At 35.3% G+C, this 26,124-nt stretch carries 20 protein-coding genes; 10 read left to right on the top strand and 10 right to left on the bottom strand.

The genetic code is table 11. From position 1 onward, the window contains the following. The 5 genes from ABX784_RS04560 to ABX784_RS04540 form a co-directional block, all read right to left on the bottom strand. The coding region (locus ABX784_RS04560; RefSeq protein ID WP_372653143.1) for an FAD-dependent oxidoreductase at positions 1 to 212 on the bottom strand (212 nt) is incomplete at its 3' end. A gap of 116 nt (positions 213 to 328) precedes the next feature. Beyond that, complete coding sequence (locus ABX784_RS04555) at positions 329 to 1,495, bottom strand: hypothetical protein (protein ID WP_372653141.1); 1,167 nt, start codon at positions 1,493 to 1,495, stop codon at positions 329 to 331. Next, entirely contained in the window at positions 1,492 to 4,611 is a 3,120-nt protein-coding gene (locus ABX784_RS04550; protein WP_372653138.1) for an efflux RND transporter permease subunit, read from the bottom strand. The genes ABX784_RS04555 and ABX784_RS04550 overlap by 4 nt, the downstream gene beginning before the upstream one ends. After that, positions 4,612 to 5,454, bottom strand: coding sequence for a mechanosensitive ion channel family protein (locus ABX784_RS04545; protein WP_372653135.1), 843 nt, complete (start codon positions 5,452 to 5,454; stop codon positions 4,612 to 4,614). It abuts the gene before it with no gap. A 2-nt stretch (positions 5,455 to 5,456) separates the two neighbouring features. Continuing rightward, on the bottom strand, positions 5,457 to 6,125 hold the full coding sequence (locus tag ABX784_RS04540; protein WP_372653133.1) for a class I SAM-dependent methyltransferase: 669 nt from the start codon (positions 6,123 to 6,125) through the stop codon (positions 5,457 to 5,459). A gap of 227 nt (positions 6,126 to 6,352) precedes the next feature. Between ABX784_RS04540 and ABX784_RS04535 the strand changes: the two genes are divergently transcribed. Further along, positions 6,353 to 9,943, top strand: a complete 3,591-nt coding sequence (locus tag ABX784_RS04535) for a hypothetical protein (RefSeq protein WP_372653131.1) — start codon at positions 6,353 to 6,355, stop codon at positions 9,941 to 9,943. Further along, on the top strand, positions 9,909 to 10,730 hold the full coding sequence (locus ABX784_RS04530) for a hypothetical protein (RefSeq protein WP_372653129.1): 822 nt from the start codon (positions 9,909 to 9,911) through the stop codon (positions 10,728 to 10,730). The genes ABX784_RS04535 and ABX784_RS04530 overlap by 35 nt, the downstream gene beginning before the upstream one ends. 8 nt (positions 10,731 to 10,738) lie before the next feature. Here ABX784_RS04530 and ABX784_RS04525 read toward each other — a convergent pair whose 3' ends face one another. After that, positions 10,739 to 11,146: an acyl-CoA thioesterase gene (locus ABX784_RS04525; protein WP_372653127.1), complete on the bottom strand. Its 408-nt coding sequence runs from the start codon at positions 11,144 to 11,146 to the stop codon at positions 10,739 to 10,741. A gap of 220 nt (positions 11,147 to 11,366) precedes the next feature. Here ABX784_RS04525 and ABX784_RS04520 point away from each other — a divergent pair, with 220 nt between their 5' ends. From ABX784_RS04520 to ABX784_RS04495, 6 genes are all read left to right on the top strand, one after another. After that, positions 11,367 to 13,361: a hypothetical protein gene (locus ABX784_RS04520; protein ID WP_372653126.1), complete on the top strand. Its 1,995-nt coding sequence runs from the start codon at positions 11,367 to 11,369 to the stop codon at positions 13,359 to 13,361. Between the two features lie 91 nt (positions 13,362 to 13,452). Next, positions 13,453 to 14,394 (top strand): hypothetical protein, encoded by a 942-nt coding sequence (locus tag ABX784_RS04515; protein WP_372653123.1) that lies wholly within the window; start codon positions 13,453 to 13,455, stop codon positions 14,392 to 14,394. Between the two features lie 130 nt (positions 14,395 to 14,524). After that, positions 14,525 to 14,659 carry a hypothetical protein gene (locus tag ABX784_RS04510; RefSeq protein ID WP_372653120.1) on the top strand — a complete coding sequence of 45 codons (135 nt, stop codon included), beginning with the start codon at positions 14,525 to 14,527 and terminating at the stop codon, positions 14,657 to 14,659. Positions 14,660 to 14,723: 64 nt separating this feature from the next. Further along, positions 14,724 to 16,034 (top strand): tetratricopeptide repeat protein, encoded by a 1,311-nt coding sequence (locus tag ABX784_RS04505; protein WP_372653118.1) that lies wholly within the window; start codon positions 14,724 to 14,726, stop codon positions 16,032 to 16,034. 42 nt (positions 16,035 to 16,076) lie between these two features. Next, complete coding sequence (locus tag ABX784_RS04500) at positions 16,077 to 16,847, top strand: Nif3-like dinuclear metal center hexameric protein (RefSeq protein WP_372653115.1); 771 nt, start codon at positions 16,077 to 16,079, stop codon at positions 16,845 to 16,847. A gap of 137 nt (positions 16,848 to 16,984) precedes the next feature. After that, positions 16,985 to 17,440, top strand: a complete 456-nt coding sequence (locus ABX784_RS04495) for a hypothetical protein (RefSeq protein ID WP_372653112.1) — start codon at positions 16,985 to 16,987, stop codon at positions 17,438 to 17,440. Here ABX784_RS04495 and ABX784_RS04490 read toward each other — a convergent pair. Together ABX784_RS04490 and ABX784_RS04485 are read right to left on the bottom strand one after the other, a co-directional pair. After that, positions 17,437 to 18,468: a CpaF family protein gene (locus tag ABX784_RS04490; RefSeq protein WP_372653110.1), complete on the bottom strand. Its 1,032-nt coding sequence runs from the start codon at positions 18,466 to 18,468 to the stop codon at positions 17,437 to 17,439. The two genes, ABX784_RS04495 and ABX784_RS04490, sit on opposite strands and share 4 nt — an antisense overlap. Positions 18,469 to 18,475: 7 nt before the next feature. After that, the gene (locus tag ABX784_RS04485; RefSeq protein ID WP_372653107.1) at positions 18,476 to 19,159 is read right to left on the bottom strand and encodes a hypothetical protein; all 684 of its coding nucleotides are present in this window, start codon (positions 19,157 to 19,159) and stop codon (positions 18,476 to 18,478) included. Positions 19,160 to 19,265: 106 nt separating this feature from the next. Here ABX784_RS04485 and ABX784_RS04480 point away from each other — a divergent pair, with 106 nt between their 5' ends. After that, positions 19,266 to 19,760, top strand: coding sequence for a hypothetical protein (locus ABX784_RS04480; RefSeq protein WP_372653104.1), 495 nt, complete (start codon positions 19,266 to 19,268; stop codon positions 19,758 to 19,760). Between the two features lie 3 nt (positions 19,761 to 19,763). Beyond that, positions 19,764 to 20,132, top strand: a complete 369-nt coding sequence (locus ABX784_RS04475) for a hypothetical protein (protein ID WP_372653098.1) — start codon at positions 19,764 to 19,766, stop codon at positions 20,130 to 20,132. On the opposite strand, the gene ABX784_RS04470 is transcribed toward ABX784_RS04475, so the two are convergent. Together ABX784_RS04470 and ABX784_RS04465 are read right to left on the bottom strand one after the other, a co-directional pair. Next, on the bottom strand, positions 20,112 to 22,937 hold the full coding sequence (locus ABX784_RS04470; RefSeq protein WP_372653093.1) for a S8 family peptidase: 2,826 nt from the start codon (positions 22,935 to 22,937) through the stop codon (positions 20,112 to 20,114). The genes ABX784_RS04475 and ABX784_RS04470 overlap by 21 nt on opposite strands. Then, a complete protein-coding gene (locus tag ABX784_RS04465) occupies positions 22,937 to 26,020 on the bottom strand; it encodes a hypothetical protein (RefSeq protein WP_372653091.1) in 3,084 nt (1,027 codons plus the stop codon). The genes ABX784_RS04470 and ABX784_RS04465 overlap by 1 nt, the downstream gene beginning before the upstream one ends. Between the last annotated feature and the right edge of the window lie 104 nt (positions 26,021 to 26,124).

The following is a 26,124-nucleotide window of genomic DNA, read 5'->3' as shown; positions in this document are numbered from 1 at the left end:
GGAAATCCATGAAGAGAGACATCAAAAATATGATCGCCTGTCTGTCTCTTAAACCAAGTAGCAAATCCACCTAATTTATTATGAGATTCAAGAAGTAGAACACTTCTGCCATTTCGAGCCAGTTTATTGGCCGCTGTCATTCCAGCAAGGCCAGAACCAATGATAATAACTTCGTAATCTTTAGTTATTTGATCTTTCTTTTTGAGTAGCATTTGTAACCCTAAATATTAGTATTATAAAGGCCACTAGCTTACCAAGAATAGTACATAAAAACCATTCGACTAGGTCGATTTAGGAGCATTTAACACTACGCTCCAATCGATTTATTTTAAGGGCTGACGCTCAGTACAGCAGTACCAAGAGGTTCCTCTTTATATTTAGTAGAAACCTTCGCCTGAAGAGCGATTTCATCGTTATTATTGATTGTAAGTCCTCCTCCGAAGGCAGGTCCATTTGAGGAGTGAATAACTGCAGTCGACTGGTCAGTAGAGATCAAGTCCCCTTCAGTTAGAACCTCTTTAAAAATAAATCCATCAAAGAAAAATATTGCACGCTTTTTGCTAGCATTAATAGCTCTAAAAGCAATACTACCTCTCTCATTAACTGAAGGTGCAAAGTACTCTAGTTTTGAAATACCTCCCTCTCCCTCAGTAGCAATAATTTGAAAACTATCATCATATTGACGTACTAATACACTCTTACCATTTCTTAGCTTCGCTATGAATGCGAAATATTTAGAGCTAAAGTGACTACCAATAGTATTATTAAAATGAGAAAAAATTGAGTTCTCATCAAAGTCATGATCAGAGTTTAATCGAGTGAAGTGACCACGCTTATCGTAGAGACGAATTGTATCAGGTTGAGACTCAGCAAGAGAACTCCCCTCTCTGACTTTTAGAGCGATATTATTACCATCAATAAAAGAAGCACCAAATAAATAAGCTATCTTTGGATCTTTATCAGTCGCTATAGTTTTAAACTCATTATCTTTGTAAATTATAATGGCCTTTTCACCTGTTCTAAAGCTCGCCCTAAAGAGGATTGTTCCAGAGTTGTTAACCTCAGGATTTTTGATTGATAGAAATATAGAAGTATCTTTAGTATCAAGAACCTTTTCTAAGTTATTCTTTTTATTTTTGTACAGGTAAACAGCTACAACTTCTAATTCATTAAACACAGTAAAGACAATATCACCTTTTTCGTTAATGAATGGATCACTAATATAGTCTCCTGCTTTAGAGATGTGTATTACTCCACCTGCTGGGTAATGATCATTTCTAACCCACATTCCCATTTTCATCTGTTCTTCAATAACAGATGAAAAACTAAATGCAATTGAACCCTTACTATTATTTCTTACAGTTGAATTTAAAACAAAACTTGAGTCAGGCAAATTAAAAGACCCATAAGAGTTTGCGCGTGCAACAACCTCAACATCGGAAGCGAGAATATTTGCTAAAATAAAAAATGGTAATAGAATCTTAATCAAAGTCATTCATGCTCCAAATGGATATCGGCCTTATTTAATATAAATAGCCTTATGCTAAAGAAATATGAGTACATACAAGGAATTAAAAACAAAGTAACAAACGTCGCTAGAAGTAATCCCCAACCTAGAGAAAGCATCATTTCTGCGAGCATTGAATCATAACCTGCAACTCCATAGGCAGTTGGGAGCACTCCCGCTACAGTCGTCAATGTGGTTACAACAATGGGCCTCAGACGTGTAGAGGAGACTTTTGCTATCTTCTCCATTGCCCCTTCATCATCATATTCAATGTCTTCTTCCAGCTTTGAGATCATTATTATCGCATCATTAACAACCACACCTATCATCCCAAGAGCACCTACAGCAGCAAAGAAACCATATACAAACATTCCATGCGCAAGTAGAGCATAAACAACACCAGTAAGTCCAAAGGGAACAATTGCCATGATTAAAAGTGGCGCTCCTAAAGAATTGAACATTATAACTAATATTATATAGATAACTCCGATTACCATAACGAGAGAAATAAGGAAGTCACCACCTGATTCACGTGTATCTTGAACTTCTCCAATGAATGTTATTACTGAACTTGGATAATCTTTAATAATTTTAGGGAAAACATTTGCTTCAAAGTTCTCGGCAACCTCTACAGGAGTAATAGCAACACCATCTTTAATATTTCCATATACGATCGTAGTTCTCTTATAGTCTTTTCGTTCAATTTTTGCAGGTTTCATAAATTGTTCAATAGTGACAACCTTATCTAGAGTGATAAAACCACCTGAATTATTTTCTATTTTTAATTTTCGAAGATTTACTAAATCAAACTTATTCTTTGCATCAACAGTAAGTCTTACCTCGACATCTTCATCACCTTTACTAACAGTATAAAGAATAGCACCTTCAATAAAGGCGCGAAGAGAAGTTGTAATATGCTGAGGAGATAGATTAAAGCGAACTAACTTTTCTTGATTGATTTTGAAATTATACTCTCTCTTTGTCAGAGGCTTTTCAATCTCTATATCTTTGAGTGCTGAATCTTCAGTCATATATTGCTTGATAAGTTTTGTAATTTCATCTCGTCTTTTATCATCATTTTCTTGAACTTGAATCTCTAGAGCAGAACCACTACTTCGCCCCCACCTAGACTTAAGAAAATTTACTCTAACAAGACCTTCTATTTTTTGAGATTCTTTCTTCCATTTAGAAATAAAGTCATTTAGCCCCATTTCCCTATCATCTTTATTAACTAATTCAACATTTATACTGGCCTGATTCTCTAAAGCACTAGACCCTCTTCGACTTTCTCCAATCTTTGACTGAACAGCTACAACACCATTTACAGTATCTGCAAGAAGCATCTCCTCAAGAGGTTCAATCAGTTTCGACATTTCGAATCGATTAATCCCTTTAGGCCCAATAACTTTTAAATTAACTTCTTTACCTTCCTCCCTAGGGAACATCACAAATTTCATCTTCGATTTGAATAAGTAACCAGAAAGACCAGAAATCAAAATAGCGGCAACTAGAACTAAGAATCTAAATCTAAGTAGTTTCTCTAATAGAACTGAAAACTTTTCTTCATACTTAAAAAACCAATCAGAGCTGAATCCTTTAATTTTAAATTTAGAGAAATAGCTTTTTCTTTCAAGTAAATGAGATGGCAAAATTGTTGTCGACTCTATAAGAGATGCAACTAACATAATAATTACTACAAATGGAATATACTCAACAAACTTACCAAAGAAACCTTCAAAGAATAATAGAGGGACAAAGGCCACACAGGTAGTTAATATACTTCCAAATACAGGCTTGAGTATTTCATATGTTCCGCCTACAGCAGACTCAATAGGAGACTCTCCTAGGTATCTTTTTCTTGAAATATTTTCTGCTACAACAATTGCATCGTCTACAACAATCCCCATAACAATAATTACTGCAGCAAGAGTCATATTATTTATCGTATAACCTACAAGGGTCATACTTATTACTGCAAAAGCAAGAGTGAACGGAATCCCCATACCAACCCATAGCCCTGACTTGAAGTCCAAAAATATAAAAAGAACAATAAATATAAGAACAAAACCAATTAGACCATTAGAAGCAACAATAGAGAGCCTATTCTTTACATCGTAAGATTCATCGTCCATAAGAATCACTCTTAATCCACTTTTTGAGTGTGTTCTCTTAAATTCCTCAACAAACTTAACAACACTCTCTTGAGCCGTCAGGATATCTGTAGAGTATTTCTTTTTTACATTTATAACGATACCTTCATGACCTTGAAGTTTTCTGATAGTAGTAGACTTTGTAAACTTAGGTTCTACGTTTGCAACTTCCCCAAGACGAACTCCTTTACCGGCATAGTTCCCCTGTAAGTAAAGTTCATCGAGACTTTTTTTATCTTCAAGTTCGTGAATCGCTGTTACTTTTGATTGCTCTTTATCTTCTAACGTTCCAAGCGGAACCCTAATATGGTTATTTTTTATAGTGCTAACTAGCCTATCAATTGAGAGGTCATGTTGATCAATCTTTATGGGGTCTAAGAGAATATGTAATTCAGGATCTTCATAGCCACTCTTATCAATGCCACTAACATCACTAAGAGTTTTTATTTGATTTTCAAAATTTAAAACCATACTCTGTAGCTTTTTTCTAGATTCGTAGTCAAGAGCACGAGCACCTTCGAGGTAAAAGCCTACATCTATAATTGCTTTTTCAGTTGATTTAAACTGTCTAAAATTTGGAGTATCAACCTCCATAGGTAGATTTGCTCTCAAAGTAGCATCTTTAATGTCTTGTACTACTTCTCTATAATCAGCAGCATCTTCATCAATAACAACACTAAAAGAAGAAGATCCTGTAGAGGAAGTAGTTAAAATTTCTTCTATCCCTGAAACTTCTTTTAATTCATCTTCTATCGGCTTTGTTACAAACAACTCAACGTCTTCTGCCGCAGCTCCAGGATAAGAGGCATTAATACGAATCCAATTACTTTCAAATTCTGGCATCTCCTCTTTTCCAATTTGATTCCAAGCAAAGAGTGCCATTAAAAAAGTACCAATAAAGAGTATATTTGATACTAGGTGATTTTGCGTAAAGTAATTAATTATAGATTTCATTTATGCTTCTTTGATAATATGGATATCTCTTTGAGGAAAAGGGATCGAAATATTTTCTTCTCTAAACCTTTTATCTATAGCTAATCTAACATTTGAAAGAGTCCCTCTATTGTCCCAAATGTCATTTATCCAAACAGCAAGACTAAAATCTAGGGATGAATCTCCAAAGTTTTCAAAAAATACTTTTGGTGGAGGATTAGTTAGAATACCTGTAGAGTTTGATGCTATGTCTAGTAGAACATCTTTAACTTTCTCTGTGTCACTACCGTAAGCAACACCTACGTTGACTGTCATTCTCATATTAGAACCAGTAAAGCTTTGATTGATTACTTGCTCAGAGATAAATTGGCTATTAGGAACAATTATAGCGACGTCGTCTCTAGTGTGAATTAAAGTCGACCTAGCACCTATTTCAACAACTTTTCCAGATGTATCTTTTACTGAGACAAAGTCCCCTACCTTTATTGGTCTTTCTAGAAGAATAATAAGGCCGGAGATAAAGTTTTGAGTAATATTTTGGAGTCCAAACCCAATCCCAACCATAAGTACTGCACCAAGTGCAGCTAAAGATGAGAAAGAGATCCCTACGGTATCTAATGTAATCATAATACCTATAAAGAGAACTATATAACGAGAGATTCTAACGATTGAGCCTCTCACTCCGGAATCAATCTGCTTATCAATAAGAATTTTATCAATAAATCGCTCCGACATTTTAGCTAGAGTCGTTGTTAAAAAGAAAACACCAATAGCTAAGAATATCGACATTAGGGAGATTTTATTACCACTGATTTCAAAAAGAGACATTGAAAGATATTCAAATGTTGTTTTAATCCACGTCATTTCTATTCCTTTAGACAAATGACCCTCATTCTATCTGGGTCAGTTGGACGGCTTTCACTTCTATGTGAGTTAGGTATAAATTTTATAATTTCATCTACTCGTAAGTAAACAATTTTCAGGCCAGATTCGATAATTATTTTTTCAATATCCCTAGCAGGAAGGATTGTTCTAATGGCCAATTCGTCTTGATAAAGAATAAATGTTTCATCATTATAAAATTGGTTCTCATCAAAGCACATTTCTCTTGAACTACACATTACTTCTAGGAGAAATGAACCACCTGGATTTAATATGTTAAAGATATTCTCAAAGTAGGTTTTAAATGACTCGACTCCTACAGTGCAGTGGAGTAAGTGAGAATCTAAAATAAGGTCCCATGAAGCTTCTGGCCTAAATTCTAAAAAGTCAGATTGATAGACTTTTTTTTTCGATATCTTGCTTAGATACACTACAGCACTCTTACTTAGCTCTAGCCCCTCAACATCCCAGTTACAATCTTTTGAATTTACATGAAAGCCTAAACCACAACCAATTTCTAAATATGAAACCTCTCCGCAACCTCTTAGAAAGTTAGATTTAAAGAAATTAAGTAGTTCAATCAGGGAATCATTTGGTTCAAAGCTGTAACTATCTGTTATTAGGCTTTGATACATCTCTTCGTATATTTCCATTAATAAATAGTAACAGATCTTAATCTGTAATATTTATGCAAAGCGCAACAACAACTTTAATTGCGCACGTAAAACTGGCATAGTGATTGCTAACTAACTACCCATCACCCCAATAGAAAGAAACGGACATCTTCTTTAGGGACAAAATGAAACTAAACTGGTGTCTGTTTGCTACTTTGAGTCATCTTTCAGACTTATTGGCACCAAGATTGAGGAGAAAAATAGTAATGAAACAATTAACAACGCTGAAGAACTCAAAAATAACCACGTCAATCACGTTGGCATTACTCTTTGCCCTCTCACCACAAGTCTTAGCAGACAAGCCTAACTGGGCCAATGGATATGTAGGTAATGTAAGCTTTAAAATAAGTGATGATAGTGACCTACAACAGAGAATTAGAAAGGTTGAAGTTACTAAGAAAGCTTACGCGCAGTCTAAATCAAAATTAGATAAGCAGCAAAAAAATGTAGACCAACTACAAAAAAAGAAACAATCATTAGCAAAAGATATAAAGAAATTAACTGATGAAATTTCTAAAAGTATTAGCCTTAAGTCAAAAACAGAAGCTGAAGTTAAAAAAAATAAGTCCAATGTCCCTAAAGTTAAAAAGAACTTAACTAATGCTAATAACCAACTCACTAAAAAGAAAAATGAGCTAAATAAAGCAAACACAACCCTGGCCAATAAAAAGAAGCAACTCACAAAACAAGAAGCTTCATGTACAGAGTCTCCAACACCTGCTTGTAAGAAAAAAGTTAATGAGCTTAAACAAGATATAAAAGTTTATAGTACAACTATTGTACAACTAAAAAAGCAATCAGATGCCTTAAATAAGAAAGTGACAACGATAAAAAATAATCTAAAGTCATTGAACTCTAAAATAGCCAATCAAACAAAGAAAATCAGTGAACTAGACACTGAAATAACAACTAAGAATAAAAAAGTTGTTGGTAATAAAAATGAACTAAAGAAAAGTACTCAGCAAGTGAAAGTTGCTCAAAATGCGCTAAACGCATCAAAGAAAGAAACTAAGAACTTAGCTGCAGCACTTGAGTATGCTGAAATTGATCGTCAAACATATAGAAAAAGAATCATAGCAAGAGTTTTAGATGCAAATAAGAAAGGTGCAAATGAAGGATCTCTTGACGGTGAATCTGATGGAAGATACCTATCTAATAGACTCGGTACACACCACGGCCTAAGAGATGGTGAATATGACGGACTGAATGATGGAACTAGAGACGGTCAGCAGAGACAAAGAGCTATTGGTTATCAAGAAGGTCAACAAGATGGTGCAGCAAGAGCGAGCCAAGAGGGTACTGACACTGGAACACAGGAAGGTACATATGCTGGAAATATCGATGCGGCCAAAAAAGCAGGAACTACTGACGGAATAAATAGAGCAAACGCTTCTGATGCTGTAGCTGTTGGTGCAAACCAAGGTGCAGCGGCCGGAATGCAAAGAGCAATTCAAACAGGTAAAGCGATTGGAACTCAGAATGGACAACAAGAGGCAATTAATAAATTTGAATCAAGATCATTAGATCAAAAATCTGTATCAGGTTCATTTGCAGGAGCATTTGCTAGAGTTGTACCAAGCTTTCCAAGAAGCCACCAAGGTAGAAACTTTAATCCAAATGGAAAGTATGCAAGAAAGATCGTTGAGCAAGCATTTAAAGATGGCTACAAAACAAGATATAAAGGAAGACTTCGTTCAACATACGAAACAGTAGTCCCTAGAATCTACAACGACACTTACCAAGATAGCTATGATGATAACTACGAAGATACATTCTCTAGAGCATACCCTTCTTATAGACAAGCCGGATACAATCAAGGCGAGTCAGACGCATACAATAGAGACTATGGAATGCACTACGACAATGCTTATAACCGCTCTAGAACTGAGTTTAGCTTAAACCCTAATACGTCATCTAATGAATATAAGTCTACTTATAAGCAAGTAGAAGAAAGTGCGTATCAATCTAGATACGAAAGCTTAAGAGCAGCTCAGTACTCAAAAGTTGAAGCAGAAACTTTTAGCTCAAATATTAATGAGCAAACAGAAATTTATAGAGCAAAGAGACATGCTTCTGTTGCAAATGTATATACAAATAACCCTGTACTTAAATTTGTTTCATCTTCTATTGTAGACGGTGGAGTAAATGGTGTTGCGGCAAACGACGGTGTATATCAGCCAGGAGAGACAACTCTCCACGATCTCGTGATACAGAACTTTGGAGACAAAGAAGCTAAAAATGTTACTGTAGTTATGCAAGATGGGTCTAAGTCAACGATCCCTTCTATTCCTGCAAAATCAATCACGACAATAAAGGGAGCAGCGAAGTCAAAAGTAAGTGCATCTCTTGGGTCTACAGACACTAAAGTATTAAATGTCTATTCGACACTAACAGCTGAAGCGGCCATCCAAGGTAGACACTTTGCTAACCAATCACAAGGAAAGGTAAACTCTGGAGACAGAAAAGTACAAAGAGTTAACTACCCTCTCTCTCTTACTGGTCTTTCAACAAATGGAACATTGATCATAGGACAAAATAATACAATGAGTGTTAATTTAGTTAACAACTCAAAGAGAGACTATGCTGGAGAATTGAAAGTTGAGGTTCAGGCAAATGCAAAATCTAAAATCATTACAAAAGAGTTCAACTCTGTTGCAAGCCTAAAGTCATCTACGACTCTAAAGGATTCAGTAGTAAATGTATCAAGCGAAGATGATATCTACACACCGATCACATTTAGTGCCAAAGTATCTAAAAATGGTGTAACCCTAGGTACGCTTAGTCAGAATCTAGTAACGATGGCCAAATCTCCTTATGTAGAAAAGAGTGGAAAGCCAGTTGTAGTAGCAAACTCTGATTACTCTTCTAGAGACCTTGTAGACCTACTTTCAACAATGGGTGGTTTAAAAGGTGCAAGTGTACTTGATACATCACTTAAGTCTTTAAATAAGTCTCCACTTGCTAATGGAGTAAACGGTAAGACGTTACTACTTCTTGAGAAAGGAGCATTAAAAGATATTGACGGAATGCTCAAAAAATCAAAAGCTTCAACTGTTGTCTTAATTGATGAATTACAGAATGGGCTAAATGGAGTTAAATCAATCTCTACATTTAAAAATGCTGAGAGCTTTAACTTTAATGTGTCAGGTGTAAGTAAAAACACTAAGGTAATGTTTGCAAATCCAATGAGAGCTTCAGGTTTAAAAACTGCAGTTCCTGTTCTTGCATCAGATATTAAGTCTTACAAAAATTACTTAGCACTTGCTGAACTAATGAAATTATCAAATGACCAAATCCTAAAGAAAATAGAATCATCTGTTACAAAGAGTTCATTCTTTTCACCAACTGTTGCAAACAAGCAACTAATGCAAGTTGGAATTATTAGAGGAATTGATGAAACAATGAGAATTAACAAGCACTACGACCTAAGTGGAAGTGGACTTGGAAGAGATAAAGATATTGCAAATCTACTTAAAGATGACAAATCTCTTTTCCACAACAAGCTTGGTGATTTAGTAGACGGTAGAGCAAAAGATAAAAATATTTCACTATTTCTTTTTGCACACGATTTCTACTATACTATGAGAAACGCTCTTAAGTCTTACGACCCTATTGAAGACAGAGTTAAATTTGCTATCCAAAATAGAATGTTTGGAGCACTATTTATCTCAGCAGCTTTAAAAGATGTTGATAAGAGTTACAAAGCACTGAAGAAGTATGACAAGAATCTTTATAAAAGAGTTTCTAACGACAAAGGTATGCATGCTCCATTCAAAATGGCAGAAGAAAGAGATTAGAAATATAATATGGGGGGGATTCATTTCCCTCCTATTCTTAATCCAACCCCTTCTTGCTTCACCTTTAAAAATAGCAATTCTTGACACTGGTTTTTGTCTAGAAAAACTAACCCCTCCTAAAAACATTACTCTTCATAAAAGTATCGATTTAACAAAAAGTAATAACTTCGATTGTAATAATTTAAGTAAAGAAAATAGAAGACTGCATGGAAACTGGGTTCTTAATCAATTTCTAAAAGAGGTCAAGACATCCAAGCCAATTGAAATTAGCCCTTTTATTGTTTTTAATAAAAATGCAAAACAAGAGTCGACATCGTGGCTTGAGGCGTTTAAGAAGCAAGAAGATTTTCATCTTTTTATTATTGCAGCAGGAATTAGAGATGTTGAGAAGTTAAACCCTATTGAAATAAAAACGCCTCTCTTTGTAGCAGGAGCAACAATAGGTAGAGGGATTGGTTATAAAACTGTGCTCTGGCCACAAAACCAATTTAAAAATCCTTTAGTATTTACCATAGGAAGTTATTCTATGGCGGATGAAGATTTACCAGCAAGACCTGACTACACACTAATCAATTCATCTCAAATGAAGTTCTTCCTTTCTGCTGGAGATATGAAAAGTTCTTTTAATGGTTCAAGTATGGCCACTGCAACAGCAGCGGCAAGATCAGTAAATTATTGCTACAAGAGTTTTCTAACAAAGAAAGATGTCGAAAGCTGCCTTAAAAAAAGTTCTAAATCCATTGATATTTTCAACGATACGCAAAAGCTTAAAATACCAACCCTTTAAATCTTAAACTACTCTTCTTGTCCAATTGCTTTCATCCACTCATCCGTAGGAGGAATAAGCTTTCTCTTACTTAAATCAAATAATCCAAAAGCAATAATCATTTTAGAGGCGATTGTTCCATCACTCTTTACCATACTCTGCTCCATCTCCATCACAAGAGGATTTTTCATACCGAGTACTTTTGAGTGAATTGTAATATCCTCTCTATTTTTTAGTTCTGCTGTAAATTTAATGTTTAATTCTAGAACAACAGGTCCAACTTTCTTTTCTTGAATCTCTCTAAGTCCAAAGCCACCTTTTGTAATAAAGTCCCATCTCGCCTCTTCATAAAGGGCCAGATAAATAGCATTATTAACGTGTCCAAATGTGTCGAGGTGCTTTTCTAAGATTGTGACAGGGTACTCAAAAGAAATCATATACTTAGTCCTAGGGCCTTTATAATGGCAACTAAAGTTGTCATATAGTTTTTAAAATAGATCATCTATATGATCTTTTAATTTCTTCAAAATGTAAATTATTTCAAGTGTTTGTCTAGTTATTTACACTATATTCGACTACTCAATTTAAGAAATCCTAAGAAATAACCGACAAGTTTCGTATAATATACTGAGGTATAAACTTAACTGGTTAGAACTTATGAAAAATCAATCTTCTAAAAATTTAAAGCTCATCTTCATTCTGCTAGCACTTAGCTCAGAAGCATTTTCAGCTAATGAAACTAAGCCTATTATTCCAAAATCAAGTGCGCACTATGATGAGAAGCAAAAGTCTCCTAGCAATGCTCTCTATGGAGCGGCCATTGATAGTTGCCAGACAATTTCCGATAGCTGGAAGAATAATAGTAGAACTATAGACTTTCAACAATACATGAATATACAACTAGCTAAGGCAGCTAAAAAGGCAGAGGAAAGACTATTCGAAGAAGGTGCTCAGGAGGAAATTGAAAACTTTTATTACTCCAAAAACGATAAATATAAAGAGTACATTACCGCTTTCGAGAAAAACCAAGTCCCTCAAGAGGAAGAATCCGATGGATCAACATATCCAGAGCCAAGAAGATTTAAGGGCTTTGTTGATAACAGACACTCAGCTTACTCAGCCTATGTTGAAGCTGGAAATGATGCTTTAGAGAAAATTGAAGAATGTATAGCCTTACATACGGTTATTACAAAAGGTCCAGCAAATCGTGAAATGGACTTTTCTGATTATAATAAGAGCCAGACAGCACAGTCTTATGATGGAAAGTTAAAATGCTCTAGTGTTGGTTATGAAACTCAAGATTATAAGGCATGCTCAGATGCCACAACATTTTACGATGCAGTCTTCCTTGGAAGAACCGCTGTTGAAACAGTTCAAAGTTTTCAATACATGGATAGCTCAATGGATATCCAAACTGAAATGGCACAGAATTCTCAAACTGATGCAACAGCTGGCCTAAAAGCACAACAACAAGATATTCAAGTAAAAGCAAATATGGCCCGGACAAGAGCAGCAACAGAAACAGCAGCCGTTGGTGCCCTCTGGGTAGCAATGGAGAAGATCCCAGAACTTGAATCCCTTTATCAAGAGTGTGAAAGTAGCATAGAAGCAGATATGTACAAGAGTGCTTATGCTACAGTTTCAAACCTTTATATTGAAAATGTAAAAGCTCTAGAAACTAGCCTTCAAATTACAACAAACAAAGCATCAATTGATCTAGACGCCAATCTTGAAAAAAGGCGACTTGCTGCCTGCAACCAATATATTTACAACACTGGTGGCGGTGCAAATCACGCTCTTATTCAAAACTCAGGAGCGAGACAAATTATTCAACAAGCTCTAATTGACTCAGGTGTTAATATTGCGACGATGCTAGGAACTGCTGAAATTTATGATAAGCAGGCAAGTCGTGTTGGTGATGCTATTAAGCTCGTTGATGATTACGATCCAGAATCTCTGGCCTATGACTCAGAGGACCTACTAGCTACCGAATGTCAGGTTAACCCTAATTCAGAGAATTGTGTTAGTGCCCAATATGAAAGAGGTGTTGATTATCACAACGATGGAATTAGCGTTAATGGAATGCAATTTGCCACTTCAGACTCAACTCTTCCAATAGATGAGTATGAGAGAAATACTGATGCAGCTACAGACAATACAAATAGAACAAACACTATTGGTGGGATTGGCTCTACTGTTGACCCTGTTGATAAGGGAGGTGGCCTGGCCGACTCTCCTATAGGCGCAGCGTCGGTTTCATCTACAGGTTCTAATGGACTTGGTTCAGGAGGAGGCGGCAGAGGCGGTGGCGGCGGCGGAGCTTCAGCTCCAGCAAATGGATCAGCTAGTACAGGTGGTCAAGGCGGAAGCTCTCCATACGTTGGAACTTCTAAGAAGCTATCTTACTCTTCAGGTGGAGGACTAAGCTTTAGTTCTGGCTCTAAGAGAACTGCCTCTAAGACTAAGGCCGAAAATCCATTCTCTAAACTATTTGGAAAGAAGGATGCTAAGAGTAATGGTGTTCTCAATTTTAGAGGTGTTGCCTCTGATGTAGGGACAAAGAATGGGTCAATTTTTCAAATGATTTCAAAGAGATACTCAGCAGTGAGCAAAGACAAAAGACTTGAAGAGTACCAGAAAGTTAATGAATAATTGCTCTAATATACTGTAATTAATACATAAAGCATCATGCGTCATAAATCCTGTGGTATAAAGATTTAGTTAATATCACAGGAGTCTTTAAATGAAGAACAAAGCAGTAATCCTTGCGGCCTTACTTACTATATCTAATGTCTACTCTTCAGAGATAGATCCATTTAATAATAGATCTACTCCTTTGGAAGACTCTCTTACAGCAGTAAACACAAAAGCTAATTCTTTGATGAAAGAAGCTCTATCAGAGCTCAATGAGAAGAATCATAGCTGCTCAGAGAAAAAGCTCTATAAGAAAATGCGAAAAGTATTTAGAAATCAATACACCTCTACGTTTGGAAAGTGGATTGTTAAGACTGATACACTTGATAAAATGACTACGAATACAAGTGAGTCTATTTATAAAGAATTTAAATGGTACCAAGCTATAATTCCAGGACTGTGGGCCAAGATTAATGATCCAGCAGGACAAATTATCAATGTCGGAGGCGTACTTGTTGGGACAGATAAGTTTGAGCACTTCTCAGGTTCTGGATATTTATACTTTAAGAAGTACTACCTAAAAGGAAAGACTCTAGAAGACGCTATGAATATTGGTTATAAAGCTGAAACAGGCATAATGGGTGCCACTATGACAGGAGTCATGAGCTTCGGTGATATGGTTGCCAACTTTAATGGAATGCGCTTTTGGAACACTATGCTTGGTAAGAATGTAGATGTGCTTACAAAAGAAGAAGTATCCCCTTACCTTTCATGTGTTGATAATAAGTGGGAGATCCAAAGAGAAGTGGACTTCAGTGAATATATTGATCACGCATGGGATGAGGGTATTAATTGTTCTTGGATGAGGACTGAGAGCCTCCTTAGAAAAGTGAAAGATAGAATTCAAGAGTATAACGATAAGACAGGAGAGAACTTAGGTTGTCCTCTTAACGTAGAAGCACTTGAGAAAGATGGAGAGAAATACAAAGACCTTCCAATTCAAATAATTAACTATGATGGGCTGCAGGCCTTAAAATCAATGAAAGACTAGGGCCAATTAAGGCCCTTCTTTTTTTCATGGTGCCATTCAGGTATCAAGATTACAGCAACTTACATTTAAATAACTTGGCACACCTTTTGTACTAATTAAGTCACTATCCATTGTTTAAAGGAGTCAAACAATGAAGAAAAGTGACTATAGAATAAAGACCAAAGTAAAATCTGCGAATTGGAAGCTGCCAGTTGGACTCCTATCGCTAAAACTATTCACTTATTGGGCACTTACAATGGGTGATTGGCTAGTAAAAATAAGCTAAACATGAATGACTTGGGTTGCCAATGTCTCCTAGAAACGTATAGCATAGTCAAAGGAATGACAGTTTGAAAGACAATCAAGGAAAACTTATTTTGATGGAAGAAAACATTAGAAATTTATTAACGAGTGAATTGCATTGTGTATGGTCTTATTTTGAAAGACTGACTCATGCAATAACAGATCTTTCAAAAATTGAGCAGCTGCCTGAATCAAAAGAGCTAACTCAAAAAATGAACTTTGATATCGTTGAGCTTCTAGAAGTTCATGTATTTTCAAAAGAATTCATTAATGAAACTGTTAAAAGTGTTTCTCTAAGAGAGCTTAAATATAAGTGTAAAGACACAACAGAATTATTAGAAAGAATGATTCGTCTTGATTTAAATAGTGATAAGACACTAGATACATCAGTTAAGTTCATCAACCTACTCTATGAGTATGCTTATGAGTGGCATAATCTACTTTCGGACTTTTCAGAACTTAGCATTCAACTACCAAGAGTAAACTTAATTGAAGCTATAATATCCACGCCAAAACATGTAATGCAACTAGATGAAGAGATCAACGCTTCCTTAAAAGAGGAAACAGAAGAGCTCCTAGAAGCTGAACCAAGAATTCACAGTAGTGGATTCTCTATCATAGATGGTGGAGCACAAGTAGATGTTGAGTTCATGGAAGATGAAGACTTTGATGAAGATGACGACGAGAATGAAGAGGGTCTAGAAGACAAGATCATTCCACTTTTCAAGCTTAACAAAGATAATATTATTCGTTTTCAAGGTGCAGGACTTGGCTCTATTGGGAGTCTAGAATGGCAAAGAGATAAGAAGTACGACAAATTGCTTCATGATGGACATGAAGCAGTTTTCGAAAAAGACTTTGCAGTTGCACTAGATAAATTTACTAAGGCACTAAACTACAAAGAAACAGCTGAGGTACTTACTTTAATCGGCTGGGTTCACTCTCTTGAGGGTAGACTAGATAAAGCAAAGTCATACTGTCTAAAGGCGATTCAAAGTGATGCAGACTACGGTCCTCCGTATAACGATCTTGGAACTTACCTACTGACTGAAGGTCAGCTAGAAGAAAGTCTCAAATGGTTTGAGATGGCGAAAAAGGCCATTAATTATCAAAATAGAGAGTATCCTTATATCAACTCTGGCCGAGCATATATGAGTTCAAAGAACCTTCCAAAAGCATTGGAAGAGTTCTCTAAGGCGCTTACCCTGGCCCCTTATCATGAAGAGCTACATGCAACAGTTGAGAGACTTAAGAAATCTATTCACTCTGCGTCAACAACAAATGATGAATTCAAAGTAAACTGGCAAGGAACTGCTGAGCCAGAAAGTACAGATTTAGACGACTCTCCACTCAACTAGTGATATAATTGCTGACATAATTAATTTTTAAAAAGGTTAAATATGTCAGCAGTAAAAAGAAAAGATCTAGAAAAATTCCTCAATAATCTTTTGAACATTTATGAATTTCAAGACTATGGGCCCAACGGTTTACAGATTGAAGGTAGCGACGAAGTTAAGAAAGTTGCTTTCGCAGTTTCTGCTACTAAGCACTCTATAAATGAGTCAGTCAAGGCCGGAGCTGATGCTCTCATTGTTCATCACGGACTTTTCTGGAAGTTTCATGGAGTAAGGACATTAAAAGGACCATTTGCTAAGAGAGTCTTCCCACTTATTAAAAATGATATCAACCTCTTTGGTTATCATTTGCCGCTTGATGCACATCTAGAGGTTGGAAATGCAGCGGGAATATCTAAGCAGCTTGAGATGACTGATATAAAGCCATTTGGAGACTATAAGGGCTCACCTACAGGCTTAAAAGGTAAACTACCAAATGAGATGACTAGAGAAGAGCTTGCTAACAGTCTAGAGTCCTTGCTCAATCATAAAGTAATCTATTCAGTCCCTGAGGGACAAGAGTCTATTAAGACGCTTGCCATTATTACAGGTGGTGCAAATAGTGAGTGGGCACAAGCGATGAGAGAAGGCGTAGATGCTTACCTCACAGGAGAGATGAGTGAACATGACTGGCATGAGAGTGCTGAAGCAGGGGTCACAATGTTTGCTGGCGGTCATAATGCGACGGAGCAGTTTGGTGTCCAACAATTGATGGAAAGTGTTGAAAAGAAATTCTCACTTGATTGTATATTTATAGAAAGTGAAAACCCTGCATAAAGGCGATAAGGAGTACTCGTGCTCCTTGCCTGCTCACTTTGAATAAATTCCATTAATACAAAAAAACTAATAAATATTTGTTTAAAAAATGAGAAATAAAGAATATAACCCCCCTAGTTTTAACTAGCGGAGCTTATATGAAGAACTTTTTGGCCATTGCTGTATTACTCTTTTCTTTAACCTCAAATGCAAGTATTGCTTTCACTGTAGAAGGCGAATTAAAAGAAAACCTAGAAGAAGATAACGACCTAGTTCAATTTACTCTATTAAGTGAAGGCCAAAAGGCAAAGGTCACAAATGTAGATCATGCAATCACAGGATGCCGAATAGGTCTTTTTGAAATCGTTAATAACTATTATCCACAAGATACATATTCACTCTTAGAAGTTTATGCATGCTATGAAGAGGCCAAGGGAGAATTTAAAGTCTGTCCTGAAATCTATCAACCAGTATGTGGAATTTCACCACAACAAGAGTGTCTAAACGACTTCTGCATTCAAATGCTTCCAGCGCCTAGAACCTATGAAAACTACTGCGTACTTCATAATGCCAATGCAGCATTTATTGAATTAGGTGAATGTCAGGAAGACTAATTATTTATAAAGTCTATAGGTAAAGCTCCCATGTGGTGGAGCTTCTCCATATTCTTTGGAGTAATACCAGTTCCCACAAGCTTTCCATCTTCATGAGTAGCAATAGTTTGAGAAAGTATATTATTCCCCTCCATGCCTGTAATTTCTTGAATAGTTTTTAATATTCTATTTCCCTCTCTATCTCTTGAGAGTTGGAAAATAAAGTCTACAGCTGTACTCATTTGCCTTCTAACAACATGAAATGGAACATCATAACCAGACATTAGAAAGAGAGTCTCCATTCTACTGATGCACTCCCCTGCTGAGTTTGCATGTAAAGAGGTCATACTACCATCATGTCCTGTATTCATTGCTTGAAGTAAATCAAAGAGTTCACCTCCACGAATTTCTCCTAAGATAATACGATCAGGTCGCATTCTAAGAGTATTTTTAACAAGATCACGAACAGAGATATCACTTGCTTCAACCTTACTGCCGGACTCTAATCTTACAAGGTTAGGCATTGATAGATTTAACTCTAGAGTATCCTCAATAGTAATGATTCTTTCAGCAGGACTTACTTCTTTTAGAAGTAGATTCATAAAGGTTGTTTTCCCAACGCCAGTTCCACCAGAGATAATGATATTCATTCTTGCAGATACTGCTGCTTTCATAAATTCAATCCAGTGAGAGTCAATACTAAAGATCCCAGGAGAGCTATCGAAGTCCGTAATAGTTCTTATATATTTTCTAATTGAAATTGAAGGAAATCCACTAACAAAAGGCTCTATAATAATATTAATTCTTGATCCATCAGGAAGACTACCATCTAAAATAGGGCTTTGCTGATTGCAGACCTTTTTATTGTAGTCTGCTATTTCATCAATAAACTTATATATGTCCTGCTTTGTTAGTAAAACATTTAATTGGATAAACTGCCCTGCTCTCTCTACAAAAACATTCTTTGGGCCATTAATGACAATTTCAGTAATTCCTTTCTTTGTGTTTAAATCGTTAATTAATTTCCAGACTGAGTTTTCATTTGTCATAAATATCCTATATATCTTCTTTTATAAAAATTTCTTTTTCATTGATAGAGCTTCCATAGGCCAAGAAATTATTTGCCATCAAGAGCTTCTGTTCTTCACTTAACCTTTCATAAATATCTTCATATCTCTCGCCATTTAATATAAGAGATTTAACAGTATCTAACTCAAGGAAATATATTAAATGTTTTATTAGAATAACGAGTAAATCAATCTTTACAGTTCTGGCCGAGGATAGCTTTAATACCTCAAGAACATCATTGATATCAAAACTATTTGCAGAAGTAGATTTACCTAAGAGATTCTGCTCAATTGAAGACACTTTCAAATAAAATCCTAAAAGAAAACTTCTAGAGTATCCACCTATAGAAAAAGGCTTTAGCAGGTCTTCAAACCCTAAGATTCCATAGCAATTACCAGTCTGCACAGAGGTTGGAAACTCTCCGCTAATTAAATTTTCAATATACATACATGAAAATCTATCTCGAATACCATGCCATCCAGATGACTTTAAAACTTTATCAACATTACCACTACTATCTATATCTTTGAATATCTGCCTAAAGAGAAGATACATTCCCTTGCGTTCAGTAATATATTGTTGAAGTTCAGAAAAACTCTTTCCTGAACTTTGCATACTAGACTTTAATAGATGAGTATAGTCATCCGGTAAGTTTGCAAAATGATATTCCACCGATTACCTCTTTATTCTTTTATACTATTCTAACCCTTTAAAATTTGGGCAACAAGTGACGACTATGTTTCCTATTTAAAAATGTTATAATTCAGTAGAGGTTTGTATGAGAATACCTATTTATGAAGAGCTAATACTTGACAATTATTCAGTGGAATATTTGAAAGATATTATAAAATCATCGAAGATTGGATCATTGCCAATGTATTCCAGTCTTCACAATATACCTAATGCAGAGAAGCCTCTGGTTATTTCAAATATTGAGATTGCTCTAAGAGAATTACAAAAGAGTCCCTACTTTCCATATCCCTACTACATAGTGAGTGATTACAATCTTAAGAGTGCCGAAATTGAAATCTTTAACTCTGTAGAAGAGCTTCCATCTCATTATTTTAAGAAATCAAAGAGATTGAAAAACAAAGAGCTTATGCTCTTAAACAAAGTTAGTGTAATCTGTGAAAAAGTAAGCAATATGCAAATTTATAACAAACAGAAAGTTATAGATAATTCATCCCTTGCACAGAAGGCACTATATAAGAAAACAAAGGAATTAAACTTCTACGAAGAGGTCACATCAATTATTCAAAAAAGTGAGAATTAAAAAGTGGTAAAGAAGAAAGTTATCTCTAGAGAGCAACAAAGAGATATGAAAGGTTTTGAAGAGATCATGGATCTTGTTGCAGATGATAATGAAAAGCTTGAGATAGAAAATCAAAAGAAGAAGTCAGACAAAGTGAACGACTCTTACCAATTATACAATTTTCTAGAAGATGAATCGAACAGACTCGAAAAACTATCTCAATTCTTTGGAACTAAAATAAGTAATTTCGAAGACTATAATCAAACGGAATATATCAAAAAGAAACAGAGTGAACAAAAAACACTGGTAAAAAGTGAGCTTGCAAAGTTTCAATCAAAAGAAAATAGCCCTCTAAATATGCACTTAGGAAGGCTATTCAACTCTCTCTTTTAATGGAACAAGCTCTAACGTTGCCCTTAAGAATTTATCCTGGCACGCTAAGACAATATGTGTTCCTTCTTCAAATTCATTGATATCAAGGTATTTACAGTTCTTAGGTAGAGAATAACTTGCATAGATTGGTGCAGAAAACTCACCTTCAGAATATACCATGGCGTAAATACGACTTCCATATATCAAGGTGGAATCAACAAGTATCCCTCTCGCCTTACTATCTTTTAGAGTAATGTCCACTTTCTTAAAAGTTTCAGAAAAGCTAACTCCTGGAAAACTACTCTCTCTATTAATTGGTAATTTTTGAGAGTTTCCAGAAGATCCTATAGCATGAATAAAATAACGAGATTCAAGTAGAACTAAGTTATCATCATAACTTTTAGAAAAATCGAAGATATCTATTATAATATCTCCCCAGCTATCAGTTTTGAAGTTATGAACTTCTCTCTCTCCAGAGAAGTCCCAGAATACAGTACGTAGATCCTGTCTAGAATTAAGTGCAAATGAAGCGTTATACTGATCACCAGAGAATCTAGAAACAATCGTACGATTTGAATCTAAGCTTAGACCATAGAAGAATATCTCTTCAATCGAATAATCGTTCAAGCTTGAATAATTAATATGAAAGTATCTCTTAGAGAACTCACTACCAGATACAAGGATGGCCTCAAGAGAAGTTGAATACTTGTCTTGCTCTAATAGATGATCAAAAGTAAGTACATCTCTCCCCATTATAGAGAATTTCTTTTTAAAAACTTCTAGAGTAGCTAATGAAGAAAGTGTTCTAATCTCTAGATCAACTCTACCATCTTTTAAGCTTGGTTTCAGAAAATATGGTTTGTTAGAGGATACCTCATCTGGGATACGGTCTAAAATATCTCTAGAGTTATCTTGTTCTGGCATTAGCCAGTCCTTCATGTAAGCAGGAACCTTAACTTTTCCAAACCCATCAAAAGCTACATTTAAATACTCAAATCTAATTTCACCATTTGCTAAAGGAAGACCTTCAAAAGTAGAAATCTCTAAAAACCATTGAGACTTATCGCTATAAAGTGGACTTCCATCAGAGTTGGCAAAAGTTAAGACTAAGTGCTTTTGTTCTTTAGATAGAGAGTAAACCATATAATCTTCTCTACCATCATTATTAAAATCGTTCTTAATAACGCTTATAATCTTTCCAACTTCATCGAATTCAATTTTCACATTACTTGAACCAGTCAGTTTTACTTTTGAAACTTCAATAAGTGTTTTATCTACTTGCTCGGATTTTCTCTGAACGTAGTAATCGATTGACTCTGAATGATACTTATTAGATATAACCTTTCTTAGTCGAGTAGACAATCTACCATTTGAGTTCACAAGAACTTCAGAATCCTTAAATTTTAACTTTTGAGTAACTTTACCACTAACTTTAAGCATATCTCTTACAATAGCTATTTCATGCTCAAAAGACTTGTCTTCCCATTCAATATTTAAAATAAGATGAGAAGATGTTTTGAAATCTTTAATCTTATCTTCAACTAGAATAAGCGTCTCTTTTGAATCAGAGACATTCTCATAAGAATACTCTTTAGAAAATACAGTCTTACCATTAACTGCATCTTTCAAAGATAGAGAAAAAGCTAGCTTTGGAATAGAAGTCATTAAGGACCTGACAGGGATATTAAATTTAAATCCACCATCTTCTTCTATCGTAATATCAGTTAAAGACTTGAACTTGAAAAGTGGAAAACCTGCTGCCACATTACTTTCAAGTGCCTTTTGAAAGTCTACTTTTCCAAACTTAACCTTTTTATTAGTGTTGCTCTGATTAGAGCCTTTAAATAATCTATACTTAATCTCATCAAAACTCATATTTTTATTTTGAGACTTAAAAAGAGCAACAAGGGCCGAAACAAAGGGGGCCGCTTGTGAGGATCCCTTCTTAATTTCATAGCCTGGAATTCTAAGTGTTCTTGACTCTAGGTTTCGAGGGTATGTACTCAGTATCCCCTCACCAGGTGCGATCAAGTCAACCTTACCACCAAAGTTTGAAAATTCAGGAATACTTCCCTGGTTGTCCATTGCTCCTACGCATATAACTTCGTCATAAGAACATGGATATACTGGAAGCTTCTTATTATTATTTCCTGCTGCAACAATAATCGCCACATTTCTTTTTATAGCAGTATCAATTGCATATCGAACTTTTCGAGTGTGAATTAGCTCTGGCCATCCAAGACTCAGGTTTATTACAGAAGCTCCATTACTTACAGCATAAGCAATTGCATCAGCTATTATATTAGTTATTACTTTCTTTTCATAAACAAAGCTCTTAACCTTAGAATTTAAAATCTTAAGGGGCATAATCTGAACATTCTTTGATGCCACACCCTTTATACCTATACCATTATTTTCTACTGCAGCAATAATACCTGCAACATGAGTTCCGTGACCAATATCATCTACAACATCGGCATTACCATCTAAGAAGTTCCATCCACGACAATCTTCATTCGCCATTTCTTCTTCTGTCATCGAACTACACTTTGGGTTGAGCCAGATATTATCTTTAAGATCTGGGTGATATATATCAACACCAGAATCAATAACAGCAACAATCACTTTTTCTTTTGGAGCTGTGAAGCTTGCAGGTATGTTTACATCCTCTCCATCAATTCCACGAACAAGCTCTCGAGTGAGTTCTCCAGTAGATCTAAAAACAGGTTGCCCACTATTTTCAATTCCCCACTGCATTTTAGAAAGCGGGTCATTAGCAAGACTATTAAGAGAAAATAAATACGATAGTATCAATAATAATTTCATTAAATACTCTCCCTTAACCATGAGCCGTTAAACTCATTAGACTGCATCTCAATTTTAGTACGGACCTCTTCAACAGGACCGTTCCAATACTTACCACTTACTTTTCCTACTGAGTTTCCATTAATAGGTTTAGTTAAGATGTCACTTTCTTCTCTAAATCCAGTAATCTGGCCATAGATAAAGATATTGTCTTCACCAATTATCTTTTTAAAGTCCTCAAAATCTAAGTAACTTTCATAAATATTCGCTAAATCAACCAAGCAAGATACGGCACTATCTTCATTTCGAGAGAACTTCTTTTGACATTTTTCTCTCTTATCAATGAACACCTGAAAATTACCACACTTTATCTTAGTGGCCACAGGAGCTCCATTAAGCCTAGAGGTTGAGCAGTGTCTTCTATTGTAATAGAGTCTTCTATATTTTCTGCTCATTTCCTTTATCGCATTTTCTTTAAAGTTTAAAATATTCCAAACACCTTTTTCGTAGATGTTAAGATTAACAAATACAGAGTACAGCTTTAGAGTTGTTGCATCATCAGCATCGTTTTCAGTAAATATTTCGTCCCCAAATTGCTCATTCATTTCTTGAATGACTTCTTTTAGTTTTTTCTCTTTAATCTTCCAACCTTCTTTCTTCACCTCAAGAGATAGGAATGTATCTGGATAGCGTTCTGTATTACTTTTATTTTCATCATATCTAGATTCGAATCTATAACCTTGAGTTGAACTGACCCCAGTAAAAGTTCTTGCAGGATTTTGCCATGGTTGATTACGAAGAGAGATATACTTTGTTATCTGATTAAAGTAGTAGTTAACTACATCGCGACCAAAGGCCCAGTTATTGGCACCAATCTGTTTTTCATAAGTATACTTATAGAATTTAGAAGTATCTTTATCAGGAGTAATGATATTTAGCTTTCCACTCTTTTTAAGCTTCTTCAGACGCCAATTTAAAAATGAATACTTTGTACTAACGTCTCTAAACTTATTCTCTATTCTATATGGTGATTGATAGTTATTTAGTAGTTCTTTATCACCATCTTGTAATAGGGCATTTAATGCGTTTACTCCCTTAAATAGATCAGGATTCTCAGTCAGGCTTGAGTTAATATTAACGTTGTACATTTCAACGTTATACTTACCTTTAGCTCGGCTAAAGTCTATTTTTGTAATTGGAATATGGTTATCTAAACCAAAAACAAAACCTAACTCTCCAAGTTCTCCTTTATCAATATAGACTTGAATGATATCTGCACTACTTCTATAAATATGGATTCTTTTAACTAATACTGATTTGCTTTCAAGAGTTAGAGACATCTTAGTATTTGCCCAAGTATATCCACCCTTGGCCATAAAGCTTGGAGTCAATCTTTCTGAAATAACTAAAGACTCACCTACACCAATATTCTTATTCAGCTCATCTATAATTTCATTTGTCTTCTCTTCTCTTATCTCTTCGTCAGTAATTTCACTTAATCTAGAGAGATTTGTAAGCTCTCTTTCAATGTCTTTTTTGAAAAGCGTAACAATCATATTCTTATACGGCTCTTTTAGAGATGCTTTTAGTGACTGAACTGGCTTTAAGTGAGTAAAAGTCTTAACGTAACTAAGTTCCCCCTTCAAAATAGCACTATAGCCGGAAGGTAGACCTTCAAACCCTACATTGGCACCAAGAGATACAGCAAAACCAAAAGTGTCTGCTGTCTGAACAAGGTCATCACTACCTTGATGATTCCCAACAACAACATCTCTTGAAAGAATTAAACTTCCATTAAGTATAGGAGAGAACCATGCCCCTACTTTTTGCTCAAGAAATTCTCCTGTCTCTACGTAGTGATCTAGACCTGATTGAAATTCATCTTTATAGTAATCTAACCTAGCATCATTAATATCAAACACACTAAGTTCTGTATTTACTCGACCAATAAGATTCTCTAAAGCATCAGACTGCAACTTACTTACTAGAGAATATTTAAACTCTTTGAAAGGAGACTCTGGATCTCCGTACGCAAAGCGAGACCCGTAACCATCAAAGTTTTCTTGTAATAATCTACCGTCTTTAAGGATAGTTCCTGATGAAATCTTTGAATTAAATTTAATATCATCAGCATCTACTGAAAAAACTTTCATCAAGCTGTTTCTTCTAGATATTAATTTTTCTACTAATAACTCCGCTACCTCTTTAGGAAGGTAGGATTTTTCAACAATCTCTTCAAAGTCAGATCTTTTAAAAAGTTTAATCTTTTCTAGAATCCACTTTGCGTCATCAATAGTTGTATTCATATCAGCAAGAGTAAAATGACTTAGCTCAATTGCCTCTTGTTCTATACGCCCAGCTTTCCAGCTAAGTGTATTAATACTTTCGTCTACATTTAATAATGCATATGGAACGGCCAGTGACCTTAATGTTCTAGACTTTAGAGTTTTTGGAGGGACACCAAAGGCAAGATTGTAGTGATCATTATAAGTAGGAAGCATAACCATTACATCTTGTAGATCAATTGAAAATTCACTATCTCCAATTAACCATCTAGAAGGTGCTCCAAACGTATTTTCAGGAATAACTCTGTCTAAGAAGTTTTGTTTTTCTTCTGTAGAATAGAATTTAACATTTACTTTCTTTTCATACTTCATCGAAGGAATAATGAAACCAAGCTTTCTAAGTAAGTTTCTTCTTAAGAAAAATGTATGTAGGTTTTTATCTACTGCTACAGTTAGTACATTTCCCGTAACTTCATCTAGGACACTAAACCTTAATGTTCCCGACTGTGATGCTATAACGCCTAAGAATGTAAGCGCATCAGTTGTAACAGGAAATTTATCAACTTCAGTATTTAATGAGAAATCGGACTTACTAGACCACACTGCACTTTGCTCAGGGTCGAGTTTAGATAAGTCTAAAGGATTTATGGAATCATTTTGAAGTTGCCACGCTGTTTCTGAACTAAGTTTACCAAGTTCAGGATGGATTAAATCATTACTTGGAATACGTGAACTATCCAGAGGTATTCTCTCAGTTCCCGCATATAAACTCACATTAATAACTATAAGAAAGGCCATTGCCTTCAGCAAATTTGACATCTTAAATAAACCCTTAAAAAAATTTAGTTGACACGTTATAACACATAGAGTCATTCACTCGTAGGTAGTATGTAAAATTTAGTGAGGTGTTGAGATTATAAGGT

It is taken from the genome of Halobacteriovorax sp., assembly GCF_041587335.1.
GTDB lineage: Bacteria > Bdellovibrionota > Bacteriovoracia > Bacteriovoracales > Bacteriovoracaceae > Halobacteriovorax.
Note: the sequence above shows the minus strand (reverse complement) of the source record. Positions and strands in the feature narration are given on the sequence as shown.

What these genes read in the sequence shown, in the direction of transcription:
- ABX784_RS04530 (WP_372653129.1), top strand. Translation starts at nt 9,909, where the DNA reads ATGCTCCATTCAAAATGGCAGAAGAAAGAGATTAGAAATATAATATGG.
- ABX784_RS04465 (WP_372653091.1), bottom strand. Translation starts at nt 26,020, where the DNA reads ATGTCAAATTTGCTGAAGGCAATGGCCTTTCTTATAGTTATTAATGTG.
- ABX784_RS04520 (WP_372653126.1), top strand. Translation starts at nt 11,367, where the DNA reads ATGAAAAATCAATCTTCTAAAAATTTAAAGCTCATCTTCATTCTGCTA.
- ABX784_RS04525 (WP_372653127.1), bottom strand. Translation starts at nt 11,146, where the DNA reads ATGATTTCTTTTGAGTACCCTGTCACAATCTTAGAAAAGCACCTCGAC.
- ABX784_RS04550 (WP_372653138.1), bottom strand. Translation starts at nt 4,611, where the DNA reads ATGAAATCTATAATTAATTACTTTACGCAAAATCACCTAGTATCAAAT.
- ABX784_RS04555 (WP_372653141.1), bottom strand. Translation starts at nt 1,495, where the DNA reads ATGACTTTGATTAAGATTCTATTACCATTTTTTATTTTAGCAAATATT.
- ABX784_RS04470 (WP_372653093.1), bottom strand. Translation starts at nt 22,937, where the DNA reads ATGAAATTATTATTGATACTATCGTATTTATTTTCTCTTAATAGTCTT.
- ABX784_RS04500 (WP_372653115.1), top strand. Translation starts at nt 16,077, where the DNA reads ATGTCAGCAGTAAAAAGAAAAGATCTAGAAAAATTCCTCAATAATCTT.
- ABX784_RS04495 (WP_372653112.1), top strand. Translation starts at nt 16,985, where the DNA reads ATGAAGAACTTTTTGGCCATTGCTGTATTACTCTTTTCTTTAACCTCA.
- ABX784_RS04490 (WP_372653110.1), bottom strand. Translation starts at nt 18,468, where the DNA reads ATGACAAATGAAAACTCAGTCTGGAAATTAATTAACGATTTAAACACA.
- ABX784_RS04480 (WP_372653104.1), top strand. Translation starts at nt 19,266, where the DNA reads ATGAGAATACCTATTTATGAAGAGCTAATACTTGACAATTATTCAGTG.
- ABX784_RS04545 (WP_372653135.1), bottom strand. Translation starts at nt 5,454, where the DNA reads ATGACGTGGATTAAAACAACATTTGAATATCTTTCAATGTCTCTTTTT.
- ABX784_RS04540 (WP_372653133.1), bottom strand. Translation starts at nt 6,125, where the DNA reads ATGGAAATATACGAAGAGATGTATCAAAGCCTAATAACAGATAGTTAC.
- ABX784_RS04510 (WP_372653120.1), top strand. Translation starts at nt 14,525, where the DNA reads ATGAAGAAAAGTGACTATAGAATAAAGACCAAAGTAAAATCTGCGAAT.
- ABX784_RS04515 (WP_372653123.1), top strand. Translation starts at nt 13,453, where the DNA reads ATGAAGAACAAAGCAGTAATCCTTGCGGCCTTACTTACTATATCTAAT.
- ABX784_RS04535 (WP_372653131.1), top strand. Translation starts at nt 6,353, where the DNA reads ATGAAACAATTAACAACGCTGAAGAACTCAAAAATAACCACGTCAATC.